The sequence below is a fragment of the Streptomyces antibioticus genome, assembly GCF_002019855.1.
Lineage (GTDB): Bacteria > Actinomycetota > Actinomycetes > Streptomycetales > Streptomycetaceae > Streptomyces > Streptomyces antibioticus_B.
The window spans coordinates 1,936,033-1,952,991 of the sequence record NZ_CM007717.1 but is presented as its reverse complement, the minus strand read 5'-3'; the positions used below and the strand labels follow the sequence as shown (position 1 = coordinate 1,952,991).

Here is a 16,959-nt window from a genome sequence, read left to right as displayed (position 1 = left end):
CCCGCGCTAAGGTCGGGACAACAGCGTCGTTACTGATCAGTAAGGGGAATCGGCCATGCAGCTCGGGATCAACCTCGGCTACTGGGGCGCGGGAATGGACGCGGACAACCTCGCCGTCGCCCAGGAGGCCGACCGGCTCGGGTACGCCGTCTGCTGGGCCGCCGAGGCTTACGGGTCGGACGCCGCCACGGTGCTCACCTGGGTCGCGGCCCAGACCGAACGGATCGACGTCGGCTCGGCCATCTTCCAGATCCCGGCGCGCCAGCCCGCGATGACCGCGATGACCGCCGCCACCCTCGACTCGCTCTCCGGCGGCCGCTTCCGTCTCGGCCTCGGCGTCTCGGGCCCGCAGGTCTCCGAGGGCTGGTACGGCGTCAAGTTCGACAAGCCGCTGTCCCGGACCCGGGAGTACGTGGAGATCGTCCGCAAGGCGATGACCCGTGAGCGGCTGTCGTACGAGGGCGAGCACTGGACGCTGCCGCTGCCGGGCGGTCCGGGCAAGCCGATCAAGCTGACCGTGCACCCGGAGCGCGAGCACATCCCGCTCTACATCGCCGCGATCGGCCCGAAGAACCTGGAGCAGACCGGCGAGATCGCCGACGGCGCCCTGCTGATCTTCCCGTCCGCCGACCACCTGGAGGACACCGCGATCAAGTACCTGCGGGCCGGGCGCGAGAAGGCGGGCAAGACCCTCGACGGCTTCGACGTGTGTCCGACGCTGCCGCTCGCCGTCGGCGACGACAAGGACGTCGAGAAGCTCGCCGACACCTTCCGCCCGTACACCGCGCTGTACGTCGGCGGCATGGGCAGCCGTAAGCAGAACTTCTACAACCAGCTCGCCCAGCGGATGGGGTACGAGCAGGCGGCGGCCGAGGTCCAGGACAAGTACCTGTCGGGCGACAAGCAGGGCGCCGCGGCGGCGGTCCCGCACGACCTGATCGACGGGACCACGCTGCTGGGCTCGGTGGAGCGGATCGCCGACCGGATGAAGGCGTACGCGGCGGCCGGTGTCACCACCCTGACGCTCGCGCCCGCCGGTTTCACCCTCGACGAGCGCCTCGCGTCCCTGCGGGCCGGCACCGAGGCCCTGGAGCTGGCCGGCCTCGCCTAGAAAGTCGGGCCGACGGCCCGGAAGTTACCGCGGCCGTGGTGGGGGCTCGGGGGTCTTCCCCGCCACGGCCGTCATCGAGAACAACGCGCCGGGAGGCGCGCGGTTACGCCTCCGGCGCGACTCGGCGCATCCTCCTTTTGGCGCAGTTGTCCGACCAAGCTGTTGCAGCACCCCTCCGGCCGCATTTGACTCGTTGTTCGCGGAGTCCCGCGCCACGCGGAACCCCGCGGCTACGCGGAGAGGGGTCCCCCGATGCTTACGGCCAAGAGCCTGTTCCAGGAGATCATCGACAACGACGAGTCCTTCGCGCTGTTCTGCTCCATCGCCGCGGGCGGGGAGTCGCAGGGCGGCTGGGAGAACGCCCGGATCGCCGCGCTCGTGCCGCCGGACGAGCGCGATCTCGCCCCCCGGATCGCCCGCCACGGCGCTGACGAGGACAAGCACGGGCGGATCTTCAACGCGCTGATGAAGAAGCGCGGCCTCAAGCCCGTCCCGGTGCCCTCCGACACCGACTACACGATGCTCCTGGAGCGCGGCGGCATCGGCCTCGCCCACGACCGTCTCAAGGCCGACGAACCGCTCACCGTGCAGGACATCGTCACCTACCTCTCCCACAGCCGGGTCACCGAACAGCGCGCCTCCGAGCAGATGGAGCTGCTGCGCAAGCACTTCGGGGACGACCCCGACCTCGGCCGCGCCGTGAAGATGATCTCCCACGACGAGGACAACCACCTCGCCTACTGTCACGAGGAACTCCTGCGGTTCGCCCGCGCGGGACACGGCCGCGCCATCCAGCGCACCCTGCGCGCGTGCGCGCTCGCCGAGATCCGCGTCTACCGGGACGTCAGCCTCGCCGTCATGGCGCACATGGGCCGCATCCTGGGCTGGTCGCGCCCCAAGGCCGCCGTCCTCGCGGCGGGCATCCACGCCGTGTACGCGTGGGAGCGGTTCGCGGGCTGGCGGCGCATGGTGTCCCTGGAGATGCCGGAACGGCGCGACGCCCTCGGCGGACCCGCCACCCCCGCCGCCGAGTTCGCCTGAGCCACAGCCACAGCCGCAGCCCACACCACAGCCACGCGCGCCCCTAAAGCCAGCCCCGCCGCTTGAACAACCGGTACAGCAGCACCTCCAGCGCGGCCATCACCCCGATCACCGCCGGGTAGGACCACACCCAGTGCAGCTCCGGCATGTGGTCGAAGTTCATGCCGTAGATCCCGGCGATCATCGTGGGAACGGCCGCCATGGCGGCCCACGCCGAGATCTTCCGCATGTCGTCGTTCTGCCGGACGCTCATCTGCGCGAGATGAGCGGACAGCACGTCGGAGACCAGCCGGTCCAGGGCCTCCACGGACTCGTTCACGCGCGTGAGGTGGTCGCTGACGTCCCGGAAGAAGGGCCGCGCCCGCTCGTCCACGAAGGGCACGCCCGAGCCGGGCGCGCCGGTGTCCGCGAGCCGGGTCATCGGCGGCGCCAGCGGCCCGGTCGCCCGGCGGAACTCCAGCACCTGCCGCTTGAACCTGTAGATCCGCGACGCGGTGTTCCGGGAGCCGCCGCCGTCCGGTGAGAACACCTCCGCCTCCAGCTCCTCCAGGTCCGTCACCAGCTCGGTCGACACCTCCAGATAGTGGTCCACGGTGGCGTCGGCGATCGCGTACAGCACCGCCGTCGGCCCCTTGGCCAGCAGCTCCGGCTCGTCCTCCAGGCGCCGCCGTACGGCGGTCAGCGGCGAGCCCTCGCCGTGCCGCACGGTCACCACGAACGCGTCGCCGAGGAACACCATGACCTCGCCGGAGGACACCGCGTCGCTCTCGGGCTCGTACACCACCGGCTTGAACACCAGGAACAGCGAGTCGTCGTAGACCTCCAGCTTGGGCCGCTGATGCGCGTGCAGGGCATCCTCCACGGCCAGCGGGTGCAGCCCGAACTCGCGGGAGACGTGCTCGAACTCGCTCTCGGACGGCTCGTGCAGCCCGAGCCACACGAATCCCCCCTCCGCACGTGCTTCGGCCAGGGCGTCCGACAGGTCCTTCGGGCCGTCGGTACGCCGTCCGTCCCGGTACACGGCACAGTCGACGATCACGGAGCGCATTCTCCCCTCAGGTGACGGCCGGCGCACACGCGTGTGCGCCTACGCTGGGCCGCATGCCCACGCTGATCCTCGTCCGGCACGGACGTTCGACCGCCAACACCTCCGGAGTGCTCGCCGGCTGGACACCCGGTGTCAGTCTCGACGAGCGGGGCACCGCGCAGGCCGCCGCGCTGCCGGGCCGGCTCGCCGGGCTGCCGCTCAGCGAGGTCGTCGCCAGCCCCCTGGACCGCTGCCAGGAGACCGTACGGCCCCTTCTGGACGCCCGCCCCGGGCTGCCGCTGCACACCGACGAGCGGATCGGGGAGTGCCACTACGGCGACTGGTCCGGACGCAAGCTCGCCGAGCTGAAGGACGAACCCCTGATGGAGGTCGTGCAGGCGCACCCCTCCGCCGCCGCCTTCCCCGGCGGCGAGTCCATGCGCGCCATGCAGACCCGCGCCGCCGAGGCGGTGCGCGAGTGGAACGCGCGCGTGGAGCGCGACCACGGCGCCGACGCCGTCTATCTGATGTGTTCGCACGGCGACATCATCAAGTCGCTCGTGGCGGACGCTCTCGGGCTTCATCTCGACCTCTTCCAAAGGATCTCCGTAGAACCTTGTTCCGTCACAGCGATCCGTTACACCCGGCTGCGGCCCTTTCTCCTGCGGCTCGGCGACACCGGCGACTTCGCCTCCCTGGCGCCGCGCGAGGAACCGCCCACCGGTGACGCGACGGTCGGTGGCGGCGCGGGCGCACCGTGATCGTCCGCCGCAGTAGGGTGAAGCGGTCCACACACGCGCGTACACGCATGGACGTTTCCGAAACCCCGACTCCCATGGAGACAGGACGTGTCCCGTCAGGTGTTCCTCTACGACCCCCCGGACCGCTTCGTGGCCGGTACGGTCGGACTGCCCGGGCGCCGTACCTTCTTCCTCCAGGCCACCGCGGGCTCCCGAGTGACCAGCGTGGCCCTGGAGAAGACCCAGGTCGCCGCGCTCGCCGAGCGCATGGACGAACTGCTGGACGAGGTCGTACGCCGTAGCGGCGGCAGCGCCGCCGTGCCCGCGATGGCGCCCGCCGACAACCCCGACACCGGCCCCCTCGACAGCCCCGTCGAGGAGGAGTTCCGGGTCGGCACCATGGCCCTCGCCTGGGACGGCGAGGAACAGCGCATGATCGTCGAGGCGCAGGCCCTCGTGGAGCTGGAGGCCGACTCCGAGGAGGACCTCGCCGAGGCCGAGGAGCGGCTCCTCCAGGACGAGGAGAACGGCCCCCCGATGCTGCGGGTCCGCCTCACCGGCGCCCAGGCCAGAGCCTTCGCCAAACGCGCCCTCGACGTCGTCAACGCCGGCCGGCCGCCGTGCCCGCTGTGCAGCCTGCCGCTCGACCCGGAAGGACACGTATGTCCGCGCCAGAACGGATACCGTCGCGGGGCGTGACCACCACCGACCCGGCCCACGCCGACCTGCTCGCCCACGGCGAGCTGACCGTGCGCGGCCGTATCCGCGACGCCTCCAACGCCGCCCTCTACTGCACCGTCGCGCACGAGGGCCGCGAGGCGGCCTGCGTCTACAAGCCCGTCGCCGGCGAGCGGCCGCTGTGGGACTTCCCCGACGGCACCCTCGCCCGGCGCGAGGTCGCCGCCTACGAGGTGTCCCGGGCCACCGGCTGGGACCTCGTCCCGCCCACCGTGCTGCGCGAGGGCCCCTACGGCGAGGGCATGTGCCAGCTCTGGATCGAGGCGGCCCCCGGCACCGAACTGCTCGCCCTGGTCGACGCGGAGGAACCGGAGCCCGGCTGGAAGGCCATCGGGTTCGCCGAGACCGGCGAGGGCCGCACCGCGCTGCTGGTGCACGCCGACGACGCGCGGCTGCGCCGGCTCGCCGTCCTCGACGCGGTCATCAACAACGCGGACCGCAAGGGCGGCCATCTGCTGCCCACCGCCGACGGCCGGCTCTACGGCATCGACCACGGCGTCACCTTCAACGCCGAGGACAAGCTGCGCACCCTGCTGTGGGGCTGGGCGGGGGAACCCCTGACCGCCGAGGCCGTCGACGTCCTCCAGGGCCTCCAGCGCGCCCTGGAGGCCCCCGGACACCTCACCGGCACCCTCGCCGCCCTCATCACCCCCGCGGAGCTGGACGCCACCCGCGCGCGGGTCGACGCGCTCCTCGCGTCCGGAAAGCACCCCGAGCCGGGCGGGGAGTGGCCCGCGATCCCCTGGCCGCCCGTCTGAACCACCACTTCACACCCCCACAGCACCCCCTGCACATCGGCCGCGATCCGGCAAGAGCGCCTTCCCGGCCATCCGGTGCGCTCCGGTTCGTGACCGGGACAACGGTCCGGTTACGCTCATGTACATGCATGCCTGGCCCGCTTCCGAGGTCCCCGCCCTGCCTGGTCAGGGCCGCGACCTGAGGATCCACGACACCGCGACCGGTGGTCTCGTCACCCTCGACCCCGGTCCCGTCGCCCGTCTCTACGTCTGCGGCATCACGCCGTACGACGCGACCCACATGGGTCACGCGGCGACCTACAACGCGTTCGACCTCGTTCAGCGCGTGTGGCTCGACACCAAGCGGCAGGTTCACTACGTCCAGAACGTCACCGACGTCGACGACCCGCTGCTGGAGCGCGCCGACCGCGACGGCATCGACTGGGTCGCCCTGGCCGAGAAGGAGACGGCGCTCTTCCGCGAGGACATGACCGCCCTGCGGATGCTCCCGCCGCGCCACTACATAGGCGCGGTCGAGGCGATACCCGGCATCGTCCCGCTCGTCGAGCGGCTCCGGGACGCGGGCGCCGCCTACGAACTGGACGGCGACATCTACTTCTCCGTGGAGTCCGACCCGCACTTCGGCGGCGTCTCCCACCTCGACGCGGCCGCCATGCGGCTGCTGTCCGCCGAGCGCGGCGGCGACCCGGACCGCCCGGGCAAGAAGAACCCGCTCGACCCGATGCTGTGGATGGCCGCCCGCGAGGGCGAGCCGAGCTGGGACGGCGGCTCGCTGGGCCGCGGCCGCCCCGGCTGGCACATCGAGTGCGTCGCCATCGCCCTGGACCACCTCGGCATGACCTTCGACGTCCAGGGCGGCGGCTCCGACCTCGCCTTCCCGCACCACGAGATGGGCGCCTCGCACGCCCAGGTGCTCACCGGCGAGTTCCCCATGGCCAAGGCGTACGTCCACGCCGGCATGGTCGCCCTGCACGGCGAGAAGATGTCCAAGTCCAAGGGCAACCTCGTCTTCGTCTCCCGGCTCCGCGCGGACGGCGTCGACCCCGCCGCGATCCGGCTCACCCTGCTCGCCCACCACTACCGCTCCGACTGGGAGTGGACCGACCAGGTCCTCACCGACGCCGTCGCCCGGCTGGACCGCTGGCGTGCCGCCGTGTCGCGGCCGGACGGCCCGCCCGCCGAGGCGCTGGTCGAGGAGATCCGCGAGGCCCTCGCGCACGACCTCGACGCCCCGGCCGCGCTGGCCGCCGTCGACCGCTGGGCCGCGCTCCAGGAGGAGCGGGGCGGCACCGACATCGGCGCGCCCGGGATCGTCTCCCGGGCCGTGGACGCCCTGCTCGGCGTCGCGCTGTAACCCGAGGACGAGGGGAGTCCACCGCGCTCGACGCGGCGGGCGCCCCTCGCTCGCGTTCGCTGTCGAGGTGCTGTCGACCGGCTGTCCGCGGCTGCGGCAGCGGGCCGCGTGTGGTGGGCTGGACGCCCGTCGACCGTCCACCGGCGCGATGCGCCGGTCCCTACGCGGAAGGACGCTCCGTGGCACCCACACACGGTTCCTTCGCACGGCCCGCACACCCCCTCTCGCGCCGCGGGCTCCTCGCGGCCGGCGCCGCCGGCCTGGGCGCCGCAGCCCTCGGCACACCCGCGCACGCGACCGCCCCCACAGCACCCGATGTGATCGCCCTGCCCGACGGCTTCCGCCCCGAGGGCATCGCCGTCGGCCGCGGCCCCTACGCCTACCTCGGCTCGCTCGGCGACGGCTCGATCTACCGCGCCGACCTGCGCACCGGCCGCGGCCGGATCGTCTCGCCCGGCCCCGGCGCCCCCGCGGTGGGCCTCGAACTCGACGGCCGCGGGCGGCTGTTCGTCGCCGGACGCGACACCGGCGCCCGGGTCGTCGACGTGCGCAGCGGCGAGATCCTCGCCTCCTACCGGCTCGCCGCCACCACCCCCACGTTCACCAACGACGTGTTCCTGACCCCGCGCACGGCCTGGTTCACCGACTCCCACCAGCCCACCCTGTACGCCCTGCCGCTCGGCCGGCGCGGTGAACTCCCGGACGCCGACGCCGTCGTACGCCTGCCGCTGACCGGCGACTGGACCCAGCAGGGCCCCGAGGGCACCGTCAACGCCAACGGCATCACCCGCACCCCCGACGGCTCGGCGCTGCTCGTCGTGCAGTCCGGCGCCGGACTGCTGCACCGGGTCGATCCGCGCACCGGCGTCACCCGGCTGGTCGATCTGGGGGACGCGGCCCCGCTCACCAACGGCGACGGGCTGCTGCGCGTCGGACGGACGCTGTACGTCGTGCAGAACCGGCAGAACGCGATCGACGTGTTCACGCTCGCCGCCGACGGGCACCGCGGGGTCTTCCGGCGGCGGATCACCGACCCCGACTTCGACGTGCCGACCACGGTCGCCCGGTACGGCGACCGGCTCTATCTGCCCAACGCGCGGTTCACCACCCCGCCGACGCCGGACACGGCCTACTCGGTGGTCGCCGTGCCGGCCTGACGCGCCGGTTCGGTCCTCCGCCGGTTCAGTCCTCCGACGAGTCCTCGTCGTCGTTCTGCGGCTTGGGCGGCTTCGGCGGGCGGGTCCGCTCCCCGGGACCGGGCGGGCCCCCGCCGTCGCGGCGCCGCAGATAGCGCTCGAACTCGCGCGCGATCGCCTCGCCGGACGCCTCCGGCAGCTCCGCGGTGTCGCGGGCCTCCTCCAGCGTCTGCACGTACTCGGCGACCTCGCTGTCCTCCGCCGCCAACTGGTCCACGCCGACCTGCCAGGCACGCGCGTCCTCGGGCAGCTCGCCCAGCGGGATGCGCACGTCGATCAGGTCCTCCAGCCGGTTCAGCAGGGCCAGGGTCGCCTTCGGGTTCGGCGGCTGCGAGACGTAGTGCGGCACGGCCGCCCACAGCGACACCGCGGGCACGCCCGCGTGCGTGCAGGCTTCCTGGAGGACACCGACGATGCCCGTCGGACCCTCGTACTTGGTCTCCTCCAGGTCCATCCGCCGCGCCAGGTCGGCGTCGGACGTCGTACCGCTGATCGGGACCGGACGGGTGTGCGGGGTGTCGCCCAGCAGCGCGCCCAGGATGACCACCAGCTCCACACCCAACTCGTGCGCGAAGCCCAGCAGTTCGTTGCAGAACGACCGCCAGCGCATGGACGGCTCGATCCCGCGCACCAGCACCAGGTCCCGCGGCTTGTCGCCGCCGACCCGCACCACCGACAACCTTGTCGTCGGCCACGTGATCTTGCGCACGCCGGCGTCCATCCACACCGTGGGCCGGTTCACCTGGAAGTCGTAGTAGTCCTCGGCGTCCAGCGCCGCGAACACCTCGCCCTTCCACTCCCGTTCCAGATGCGCGACCGCGGTGGAGGCGGCGTCGCCGGCGTCGTTCCAGCCCTCGAACGCGGCCACCATGACCGGGTCGATCAGCTCGGGTACCCCCTCGAGCTCGATCACCCAGCGCCTCCTTCCGACGTGCCCTCGCCTGACCACCCAACCTTACGGCGTTTCGCGGGGGCGCCCGCAGCCCCCTTGCACGGGGGAGTGAACGGATCACTGCCCCGATCCTCACCCCCGGACACCCCCGGACGCCGCCCGGCCCGGACGTCCTCAGCCCGGCACGTCCGCGGTCCGGCCGGGGTGCCCGCGCACCAGCTCCTCCAGGCCGGCGATCGCGGCCCGCTCGTCCAGCGTGGTCAGTACGCGGTCCCGCATCAGCACCCGGCCGTCCACCACCGTGTCCCGCACGTCCGAGGAGTGCGCCGCGTACGCCAGCGTCGACCACGGATCGTGCGCCGGACGCAGATGCGGCGCGGCCAGGTCGAGCACGACGAGGTCGGCGCGCTTGCCCACCTCCAGCGACCCCAGCCGGTCGCCGAGACCCAGCGCCCGCGCCCCCTCGACCGTCGCCATCCGTACGGCCTGCTCGGCGCCGACCGCCGTCGGGTCGCCGCCGGCCTTGTGCACCAGCGCCGCCTGCCGCACCGCCCCCAGCACGTCCAGGGAGTTGGAGCTGACCGCCCCGTCGGTGCCCAGGCCCACCGTCACGCCCGCGCTCAACAGCCGTGGCACCGGCGCGATCCCGCAGCCCAGCTTCAGGTTCGACACCGGACAGTGGGCGACGGCCGTCCCGGTGCGGGCCAGCGCCGCGATCTCCGGGCCGGTCAGATCCACCGCGTGCGCCAGCAGCACGTCCGGGCCGAGCAGCCCGAGCGAGTCCAGCAACTCCACCGGCCGCTTGCCGTACTTGACCTCGACGGTGGCCACCTCGGTGGCGTTCTCCGCCGCGTGGATGTGCACCAGCGCCCCGAACTCCCGGGCCAGCGCGAACACTTCGGTGAGCTGATCGGGGGAGAGGGTGTACGCGGAGTGCGCGAACACCACCGGCCGCTCCCCGTCCCGCACCGACTTCACGCGCGCGGCGAGGTCCTGGCGCGCCCACGCCGTCCGGTCCTCGTAGGGGAGGCCGTCGGGCGGCTCGGGCACGTCCATGAAGGTCGGCCCGGTCAGCAGCCGCCAGCCCGCCTCGCGCGCGACCCGCTCGGCCGCCTCGTGGAACCAGTACATGTCCAGCGCCGACGTCACCCCGGCCCGGACGCTCTCGGCGACCGCCAGCCGCACCGCCGCCGTGACCGCCTCGGGCGCCAGCAGGTCCGCCTCCCAGCGCAGCACCCGCTCCAGGAACCCCTGGAGGGTGACGTCGTCGGCGCGCCCGCGCAGCAGCGTCATCGCCAGATGCGTATGGGTGTTGATCAGCCCGGGCAGCACCAGGCAGCCCCCGGCGTCGATCTCCGTCCGCGCCGCGTACCGCGTCCTGAGATGGCGGGCCGGGCCGACGGCGACGATCTCGCCCCCGTCCACCGCGACCGCCCCGTCCCGCAGGACCGTCCCGGCGTCGTCCACGGTCAGGACGTCACCGCCGTGCACCAGCAGGTCGACGCTCACGCCCCCGCCTCCTCGGCCAGCAGCCGCAGCGCCTCCAGGGACACCACGGCGCCGCGCTCGACACCGGCCGCGACGACCTCGCGGTGCGGGTCGTAGCCGCCGGTGGCCTCCTCGTCGACCAGCTCGTCGGCGTTCGCCCCGTCGATCACCAGCACACCGCCGGCGACCAGACCGCGCAGCGAGGCCGTGACCAGCAGCGCCGACAGCTCCATCTCGATGGCGGCGAGCCCGGCGCCCTCGTAGGAGAACAGCGGGAGCAGCCCCGGCTGGAAGGCCGCCCGGGTCCACACCACACCGCGGTGGTGCGGGGCGCCCTGCTCGCGCGCGGCACGCTGGAGCGCGAACACCGCCTCGGGGGCGGCGACCGCCGGGTACTCCGGGGGCAGGAGCTGGTGGGTGACGCCGTCGTCGCGGACAGCCGCCTCGGCGACGACCAGATCGCCGTCCGCGACGCCCGGCCGGATCGCGCCCGCCGTGCCGAACCGCAGGAAGGTGCGCACGCCCGCGTCGGCCAGCTCCTGGAACAGCAGGATCGCGCCCGGCGCGCCCACCCCGTGCGAGGCGACGACCACCGGCACGCCCTTCCAACTGCCGCTGAACACCCGGTACTCGCGGTGGTACGACACCTCCTCGGCGCCGTCCAGCAGCGCGGCGACGGCCGCCGCGCGCGCCGGGTCGCCGACGACCACGGCGTGCGCGGGCAGCCCGGTGCGCGGTATGCGGGTGATGGGCAGGAGGTCGTGCGTCATGAACGTGCTCCAGAGGGACGGGGACGGCGACGGCGGCGGGCCGTCGTGAGGAAGAGCGCGCCGAGCGTGACGACGTACGGCGCGGCGTCGGTGGCCTGCTGCGGCAGACCGAGGCCCTGGAGCCGGAAGCCGGCCGCCTCGGCGAGCCCGAAGAGCAGCGCGGCGAGCAGCACGCCGAGCGGTGCCGCCCGGCCCAGCATCACGGCCACGACCGCGATCCAACCACGCCCCGCGGTCATGTTCTCGGAGAACAACGTCACGTTTCCCAGGGCGAGTTGGGCGCCCGCGAGACCGCACAGCACCCCGGACAGCAGGATCGCGCCGTACTGGTAGGACGCAGGGCGTACGCCGAGCGTGGCCGCGGCGTCCGGCGCCTCGCCCACCCCGCGCAGCCGCAGCCCCCACACATGCCGGGACAGCAGCACACCGGCCACGGCGACCGCCACCCACGACAGATAGGCGAGTGGGGTGAAGCCGCCGATCAGCGGCAGCCCGGCCAGCGACGGATCGTCGAAGGTGCCCTGCACCCCGAAGACCGTCCGCAGCAGGAAGCTGGTCAGACCGACGGCCAGCAGGTTCATCGCGATGCCGAGGACGACCGCGTCGCCGCGCAGGGTGACCGCGCCGACGGCCAGGACCAGCGAGTACCCGGCCGCCGCGAGCGCGGCCGCGAGGACCCCCAGCCAGGGGCTGCCGGTGAACCAGCTCGTCGCCACCGCCGTGAAGCAGCCCATCAACATCATGCCTTCGAGGCCGATGTTGAACACGCCCGCCCGCTCGCACAGGGCACCGCCGAGCGCGGCCAGCAGGATCGGGGTGAGGGCGCGCAGCGCCGACAGCAGCAGATCGGAGTCGAGGAACATCAGACTGCCTCCCTCTCGCGGGAACGGCGGCGCAGCAGACGGCCGGGAAGGCGCAGCCGGGCCGCCAAGAACACGATGACGATCGCCTGGAGCACCTGGGTCAGCTCGCGCGGCACCTCGGTGGTGCGCTCCATCGCCAGGCCGCCGACCTGGAGGACGGCGAAGAAGAACGCGGCGACCAGCGTGCCGAGCGGCGCCGCGCCGGCCAGCAGGGCCGCCGTCAGACCGGTCCAGGTGTAGCCGGGCGCGGTGAGCGAGCCGTCCACGAACCGGTACGGGAAGCTCAGCACGCCGATCGCGCCGACCAGTCCGGCGAGCCCGCCGGAGACCGCCATCAACCGCAGGGTCAGGCCCCGGCGTTCGACACCGGCATAGGCGGAGAACCGCGCGTTGAGGCCGGTCATCCGGATCTCGTAGCCGACGGCGGTGCGCCGGTCGGTGAACCAGTAGACGGCCGCCGCGAGGACGACCAGCACCAGGCCGAGCGTGACGGTGGAGTCGCCGAACGCGGGCAGCGCCACCCCGTCGGGCAGGGCGCGGGTCTGCGGAAGGCTGGAGCCCGGCTCCTTGAGCGGATAGCGGGCCAGATAGGAGGCCAGCGACACCGCCGGGTAGCTCAGCAGCAGACTGCTGACCAGCAGCGGCACACCGAAGTGGTTCTCGCACAGGGCGGCCAGCACCGCGTACCCGGCGCCCGCCGCGACGCCCGCGAGGAGCGCCAGGGCGACGGTGAGGGGCGCGGGCAGCGGCGAGGTGAGCCCGGTGACCGCGGCGGTGATCCCGCCGAGGACCATCTGTCCGTCGCCGCCGAGGTTGATCAGTCCGGCGCGCAGCGGGATGGCGAGCGCCAGCGCCAGGCCGAGCACGCTGGTGCCGGTGGTCAGGGTCGCGCCGATGCCGTCGCCGCCGAGCGCGCCGGTCAGCACGGCCCCGTACGCGGTGAGCGGGTCCGCGCCGGTGCCGACGAGGAACAGGGCGCCGATGAGCAGGCCGGCGAGCACGGAGAAGGTGAGGGGGGAGCGCAGGGCTCCGGATATGCGTGTCATGTCAACGGGTCCGCGTGTCATGGCCGTTCGGCCGCCTCCGTGGTCGTCGCGGCCGTCCCGGCGCCCGCCATCGCGAGGCCCAGGGTCCGCTCGTCGGCGTCCTCCTTGGGGTACGCGGCCGCGATCCGGCCCTCGTACATCACCAGGACCCGGTCCGCGAGCCCCCGGATCTCGCTGAGTTCGGCCGACACGAGCAGGACGGCGTGACCGGCGTCGCGGTAGGCGATCAGTTCGTCGTGGATGGTCTGGACGGCGCCGATGTCGACCCCGCGGGTGGGCTGTTCGACGAGCAGCAGCGGGGCGTCATGGGCGAGTTCACGGCCGATCAGCAGCTTCTGGAGGTTGCCGCCGGACAGCGCCGAGGCGGGCACCTCGGTGGTCGCCGCCTTGATCCCGAACCGTTCGACGAGCCGCCGGGCGTGGGCGCGCACCGCCGCCGGGGGCAGCAGGCCGCGGGCGGACAGGGAGGTGCGGTGGTGGCCCATGGCCAGGTTCTCGGCGACCGACGCGGCCGGTGCCGTACCGACCGCGTGCCGGTCCTCCGGCACGTACGCCAGGCCCTTCGCGCGGCGTGCGGTGGCCGAGGCGTGCGTGATGTCGTCACCGGCGAGCGCGACCCGCCCGGCGGTGACGGGACGCAGCCCGGCCAGCGCCTCGACCAGCTCGCTCTGCCCGTTGCCCGCGACGCCCGCGATCCCGACGATCTCCCCGGCGTGGACGGTGAGGTCCACATCGTGGACGGACGCGGTGTGCAGCCCGGAGACCTTCAGCACCTCCGCGCCGGGGGTGCCCGGCGGGTGGACGCGGTCCAGCTCCACCGCGCGGCCGGTCATCGCGGCGGCGATCGCGTCGGCCGTCGTCGCGGCGGTGTCCAGCCGGGCGACCACCCGGCCGTCGCGCAGCACGGTCACCCGGTCCGAACCCTCCAGCACCTCACGGAGCTTGTGGGTGACCAGGACGACCGTACGGCCCTGCGCGGTCAGCGACCTGAGGACGGCGAACAGGGCGTCCGCCTCCGCCGGGGTGAGCACCGCCGTCGGCTCGTCCAGGACGAGCGTGCGGGCGCCGCGGTGCAGCAGCTTGAGGATCTCCACCCGCTGCCGCAGCCCCACGGGCAGATCGCCCACCCGGGCGTCCGGATCCACCGACAGGCCGTGCTCCTCGGCGAGTTCACGCACCCGGCGGCGGGCGGCGGCCCGGTCGACCAGACCGAAGCGGCGCGGCTCGGCGGCGAAGACGACGTTCTCGGCGACCGTCAGCGAGTCGAACAGCTTGAAACTCTGGTGGACCATGCCGAGTCCGGCCGCCATCGCGTCCGACGGGCTCGTGAAGCGCACGTCCCGCCCGTCGACGCGCACCGATCCGGCGTCGGCGCGCTCCATGCCGTAAAGGATCGACATCAGCGTGGACTTGCCCGCGCCGTTCTCGCCCATCAGGGCGTGGATCTCGCCGCGGCGGACGGTCAGGTCGACGGCGTCGTTGGCGAGCGTGCCGGGGAACCGCTTGGTGATCCCCCGCAGCTCGACGGCGAGTTCGGGTTCAGCTCGCGGCGGGGTCATCGACCTTCAGCTCTCCGGCCACGATCTGGTCGCGCAGCGCCTCGACCTTCGTCAGGACGTCCTTGTGCTCGGCGATCACGCACTGCGAGGACTCCACCCCGTCCTCCAGACCGGTCAGGCTGATCCCGCCCTCCTTCAGGCCGTACGACACCGTGGTGCCCGTGGTGCCGCCGAGGACCGCCTCGACACCCTTCGCCACGGCGACGTCCGTGCGCTTGATCACGTTGTCGACGACCGTGCCGGGCGCCGCCGTGCACTGGTTGACGTCCACGCCGTACGCGAACGCGCCCTTGGCCTTGGCCGCCTCGAAGACGCCGTAGTTGCCGGCCGCGGCGGCCGCCATCAGGTGGTCGTACCCCTTGGAGAGCAGGGTGTTGGCCTGCTCCTTGGCGCGGGCCGAGTCGTCGAAGGGGGACTGGCCGCCGACGAAGCGCGTCGACGTCTCGGTCTTCGCGGCGACCTTCTTGGCACCGGCCGCGAACGGGTCGCTGTAGCGGCGGAACTGGGGCGTGTCGAGCACGTCCACCGCGCCGACCTTGCCCGACTTGCTGAGCAGGCCCGCCTCGGCGCCGGCGAGGAAGACGCCCTCGTGCTCGCGGAACACCGCGCAACTGACGTTCGCGAACGTCTTGGTGGTGCAGGCGTCCACGATCAGGAACTGCTGCTTGGGGTGCTTCTGCGCCTGCTGGGCGACGACGTCGGCGAACTCGAAGCCGACCAGCACGATGACGTCCGGCGCCGCGTCCACCGCGGCCTGCACGTTCTGCTGCTGGGAGGCGGCGTCGGTGGACTCGTAGACCTTCCGGGTGCCCTGGTGCTGCTTCGCCGCACTCTCGATGCCGGTGACGGCGAGCTTGAGGAACTCGTTCTGCCCGACCGCGTCCGGGGTGACCAGGGTGAAGGACGTCCCGCTGCCGCCGTCCGCGCTGTCGGACGTGTCCTTCTTCGCGGCGGCGTTGCACGCCGTGGCGGCGCCCACGAGCAGGGCGGTGGCGGTGACTGCGTGCAGGGTACGGCGGGTTCTGCGGGACATCGGGGAGACCTTCCGGGGATACGGCGAACCACGCTCGACGGCGAGCGGGTGAAGAGGTGGCGAGAGCCTGAGGGGTGACGGGGCGCTGGGGCGGAGGTCAGCGTCGACAGCCGTCGCCGCAGCACCGGCCGAAGTCGAGGAAACGGCGCTTGGTCAGCATCACGGTCTCCTCCTTCGTCTCGGTCCGCGGACTGGGTTCTGGACAGTACCACCCGTTTCCAGACAGGCGTACGGCTGTCTCGAACTATGGTTCTCCCAGGTCATGTACGGTGTCGGACACCACAGGAACATCAGGAGTGTCCCGTTATGTCCCAGGAACTGCGCGCCGTCGCATGGACCGGAACCGGCCTCGCGCTGATCGACCAGACCGTCCTCCCGCACCGCACCGAGACCGTCGACGTCCGCGATGTGGACACCCTCGTGGACGCGATCCGACGGCTCGTCGTGCGCGGCGCCCCCGCCATCGGCGCGGCCGGCGCCTACGGCGTCGCCCTCGCCCTGCTCCAGGGCGCGCGCGAGGGCTGGACCGAGACCGAGGTGCGCGCCGCCGTCGCCCGCGTCCGCGAGGCCCGCCCCACCGCCGTCAACCTCATGGTGTGCGTCGACCGGGTCATGACCCGCTTCCCCGAAGGACTCGACGCCGTACTGGAAGAGGCGGCCGCCGTCCAGCGCGAGGACGTCGAGGCCAACCGCGCCATGGGCGCCCACGGCGCCGACTGGCTTCTCCAACGCGTCGGCGGGGAACGGCCGTTGCGCATCCTCACCCACTGCAACACCGGCGCCCTCGCCACCGCGGGATGGGGCACCGCCCTCGGCGTCGTCCGCGAACTCCACGCCCGCGGCCGCCTGGAGGTCGTCTACGCCGACGAGACCCGCCCGCTGCTCCAGGGATCCCGGCTCACCGCCTGGGAGTTGACCCAGGAGGGCATCCCGCACTACGTCCAGGTCGACGGGGCCGCCGCCGGCACCATCCTGCGCGGCGAGGTCGACGCGGCGATCGTCGGCGCCGACCGGATCGCGGCCAACGGCGACACCGCCAACAAGGTCGGCACGGTCGGCGTGGCCCTCGCCTGCGCCGACGCGGGCATCCCCTTCCTGGTCGCGGCGCCCACCACCACGGTCGACCTCGCCACCAAGACCGGCGACGACATCCACATCGAACTGCGCGGCGAGGACGAGGTGCTGGAGTGGGCCGGCGTCCGCACGGCACCCGCCGCCTCACGCGGGCACAACCCCGCCTTCGACGTCACACCGGGACGCCTGGTGACCGGACTGGTCACCGAGCGCGGCGTCCTGGAGGTGTCGGCGGGCGAACTGCCCGGCGAGCGACTGGGATAGCCGGG

The 16,959-nt window shown here is 73.1% G+C and carries 16 protein-coding genes; 8 read left to right on the top strand and 8 right to left on the bottom strand.

Features of this window, described 5'->3' with window-relative positions; genetic code table 11:
- Positions 1–55 precede the first annotated feature (55 nt).
- Both AFM16_RS08675 and AFM16_RS08670 read left to right on the top strand, forming a co-directional pair.
- Positions 56–1,111 (top strand): LLM class F420-dependent oxidoreductase, encoded by a 1,056-nt coding sequence (locus AFM16_RS08675; RefSeq protein WP_030795403.1) that lies wholly within the window; start codon positions 56–58, stop codon positions 1,109–1,111.
- A gap of 252 nt (positions 1,112–1,363) precedes the next feature.
- Positions 1,364–2,152: a ferritin-like domain-containing protein gene (locus AFM16_RS08670; protein ID WP_030795405.1), complete on the top strand. Its 789-nt coding sequence runs from the start codon at positions 1,364–1,366 to the stop codon at positions 2,150–2,152.
- Positions 2,153–2,195: 43 nt separating this feature from the next.
- On the opposite strand, the gene corA is transcribed toward AFM16_RS08670, so the two are convergent.
- Positions 2,196–3,191: a magnesium/cobalt transporter CorA gene (gene corA / locus AFM16_RS08665; RefSeq protein ID WP_078636879.1), complete on the bottom strand. Its 996-nt coding sequence runs from the start codon at positions 3,189–3,191 to the stop codon at positions 2,196–2,198.
- 62 nt (positions 3,192–3,253) lie between these two features.
- Here corA and AFM16_RS08660 point away from each other — a divergent pair, with 62 nt between their 5' ends.
- The 5 genes from AFM16_RS08660 (at position 3,254) to AFM16_RS08640 (ending at position 7,926) form a co-directional block, all read left to right on the top strand.
- A complete protein-coding gene (locus tag AFM16_RS08660) occupies positions 3,254–3,940 on the top strand; it encodes a histidine phosphatase family protein (protein ID WP_030795410.1) in 687 nt (228 codons plus the stop codon).
- 87 nt (positions 3,941–4,027) lie between these two features.
- Positions 4,028–4,618 carry a DUF3090 domain-containing protein gene (locus tag AFM16_RS08655; RefSeq protein ID WP_030795411.1) on the top strand — a complete coding sequence of 197 codons (591 nt, stop codon included), beginning with the start codon at positions 4,028–4,030 and terminating at the stop codon, positions 4,616–4,618.
- Positions 4,582–5,415 (top strand): SCO1664 family protein, encoded by an 834-nt coding sequence (locus AFM16_RS08650; protein ID WP_107419047.1) that lies wholly within the window; start codon positions 4,582–4,584, stop codon positions 5,413–5,415. The genes AFM16_RS08655 and AFM16_RS08650 overlap by 37 nt, the downstream gene beginning before the upstream one ends.
- 124 nt (positions 5,416–5,539) lie before the next feature.
- A complete protein-coding gene (gene mshC / locus AFM16_RS08645; RefSeq protein WP_030795416.1) occupies positions 5,540–6,769 on the top strand; it encodes a cysteine--1-D-myo-inosityl 2-amino-2-deoxy-alpha-D-glucopyranoside ligase in 1,230 nt (409 codons plus the stop codon).
- Positions 6,770–6,948: 179 nt separating this feature from the next.
- On the top strand, positions 6,949–7,926 hold the full coding sequence (locus AFM16_RS08640) for an SMP-30/gluconolactonase/LRE family protein (protein WP_078632956.1): 978 nt from the start codon (positions 6,949–6,951) through the stop codon (positions 7,924–7,926).
- Between the two features lie 25 nt (positions 7,927–7,951).
- On the opposite strand, the gene AFM16_RS08635 is transcribed toward AFM16_RS08640, so the two are convergent.
- The 7 genes from AFM16_RS08635 to AFM16_RS08605 form a co-directional block, all read right to left on the bottom strand.
- Positions 7,952–8,878: a PAC2 family protein gene (locus tag AFM16_RS08635; protein ID WP_030795428.1), complete on the bottom strand. Its 927-nt coding sequence runs from the start codon at positions 8,876–8,878 to the stop codon at positions 7,952–7,954.
- Positions 8,879–9,031: 153 nt separating this feature from the next.
- Complete coding sequence (locus tag AFM16_RS08630) at positions 9,032–10,366, bottom strand: amidohydrolase (RefSeq protein ID WP_078632955.1); 1,335 nt, start codon at positions 10,364–10,366, stop codon at positions 9,032–9,034.
- Complete coding sequence (locus AFM16_RS08625; protein WP_030795433.1) at positions 10,363–11,115, bottom strand: nucleoside phosphorylase; 753 nt, start codon at positions 11,113–11,115, stop codon at positions 10,363–10,365. The genes AFM16_RS08630 and AFM16_RS08625 overlap by 4 nt, the downstream gene beginning before the upstream one ends.
- Positions 11,112–11,978 carry an ABC transporter permease gene (locus AFM16_RS08620; protein WP_078632954.1) on the bottom strand — a complete coding sequence of 289 codons (867 nt, stop codon included), beginning with the start codon at positions 11,976–11,978 and terminating at the stop codon, positions 11,112–11,114. Before AFM16_RS08620 ends, AFM16_RS08625 begins: the two co-directional genes overlap by 4 nt.
- Positions 11,978–13,024 carry an ABC transporter permease gene (locus AFM16_RS08615; protein ID WP_078632953.1) on the bottom strand — a complete coding sequence of 349 codons (1,047 nt, stop codon included), beginning with the start codon at positions 13,022–13,024 and terminating at the stop codon, positions 11,978–11,980. Before AFM16_RS08615 ends, AFM16_RS08620 begins: the two co-directional genes overlap by 1 nt.
- 17 nt (positions 13,025–13,041) lie before the next feature.
- Positions 13,042–14,583: an ABC transporter ATP-binding protein gene (locus AFM16_RS08610; RefSeq protein WP_078632952.1), complete on the bottom strand. Its 1,542-nt coding sequence runs from the start codon at positions 14,581–14,583 to the stop codon at positions 13,042–13,044.
- Positions 14,564–15,616, bottom strand: coding sequence for a BMP family ABC transporter substrate-binding protein (locus tag AFM16_RS08605; protein ID WP_078632951.1), 1,053 nt, complete (start codon positions 15,614–15,616; stop codon positions 14,564–14,566). The genes AFM16_RS08610 and AFM16_RS08605 overlap by 20 nt, the downstream gene beginning before the upstream one ends.
- Before the next feature lie 306 nt (positions 15,617–15,922).
- On the opposite strand from AFM16_RS08605, the gene mtnA reads away from it, so the two are divergent.
- The gene (mtnA, locus tag AFM16_RS08600; RefSeq protein ID WP_078632950.1) at positions 15,923–16,954 is read left to right on the top strand and encodes an S-methyl-5-thioribose-1-phosphate isomerase; all 1,032 of its coding nucleotides are present in this window, start codon (positions 15,923–15,925) and stop codon (positions 16,952–16,954) included.
- Positions 16,955–16,959: the final 5 nt, after the last annotated feature.

What these genes read in the sequence shown, in the direction of transcription:
- AFM16_RS08675 (WP_030795403.1), top strand. Translation starts at nt 56, where the DNA reads ATGCAGCTCGGGATCAACCTCGGCTACTGGGGCGCGGGAATGGACGCG.
- AFM16_RS08670 (WP_030795405.1), top strand. Translation starts at nt 1,364, where the DNA reads ATGCTTACGGCCAAGAGCCTGTTCCAGGAGATCATCGACAACGACGAG.
- AFM16_RS08660 (WP_030795410.1), top strand. Translation starts at nt 3,254, where the DNA reads ATGCCCACGCTGATCCTCGTCCGGCACGGACGTTCGACCGCCAACACC.
- AFM16_RS08650 (WP_107419047.1), top strand. Translation starts at nt 4,582, where the DNA reads ATGTCCGCGCCAGAACGGATACCGTCGCGGGGCGTGACCACCACCGAC.
- mshC (WP_030795416.1), top strand. Translation starts at nt 5,540, where the DNA reads ATGCATGCCTGGCCCGCTTCCGAGGTCCCCGCCCTGCCTGGTCAGGGC.
- AFM16_RS08625 (WP_030795433.1), bottom strand. Translation starts at nt 11,115, where the DNA reads ATGACGCACGACCTCCTGCCCATCACCCGCATACCGCGCACCGGGCTG.
- AFM16_RS08620 (WP_078632954.1), bottom strand. Translation starts at nt 11,978, where the DNA reads ATGTTCCTCGACTCCGATCTGCTGCTGTCGGCGCTGCGCGCCCTCACC.
- AFM16_RS08615 (WP_078632953.1), bottom strand. Translation starts at nt 13,024, where the DNA reads ATGACACGCATATCCGGAGCCCTGCGCTCCCCCCTCACCTTCTCCGTG.
- AFM16_RS08610 (WP_078632952.1), bottom strand. Translation starts at nt 14,583, where the DNA reads ATGACCCCGCCGCGAGCTGAACCCGAACTCGCCGTCGAGCTGCGGGGG.
- AFM16_RS08605 (WP_078632951.1), bottom strand. Translation starts at nt 15,616, where the DNA reads ATGTCCCGCAGAACCCGCCGTACCCTGCACGCAGTCACCGCCACCGCC.
- mtnA (WP_078632950.1), top strand. Translation starts at nt 15,923, where the DNA reads ATGTCCCAGGAACTGCGCGCCGTCGCATGGACCGGAACCGGCCTCGCG.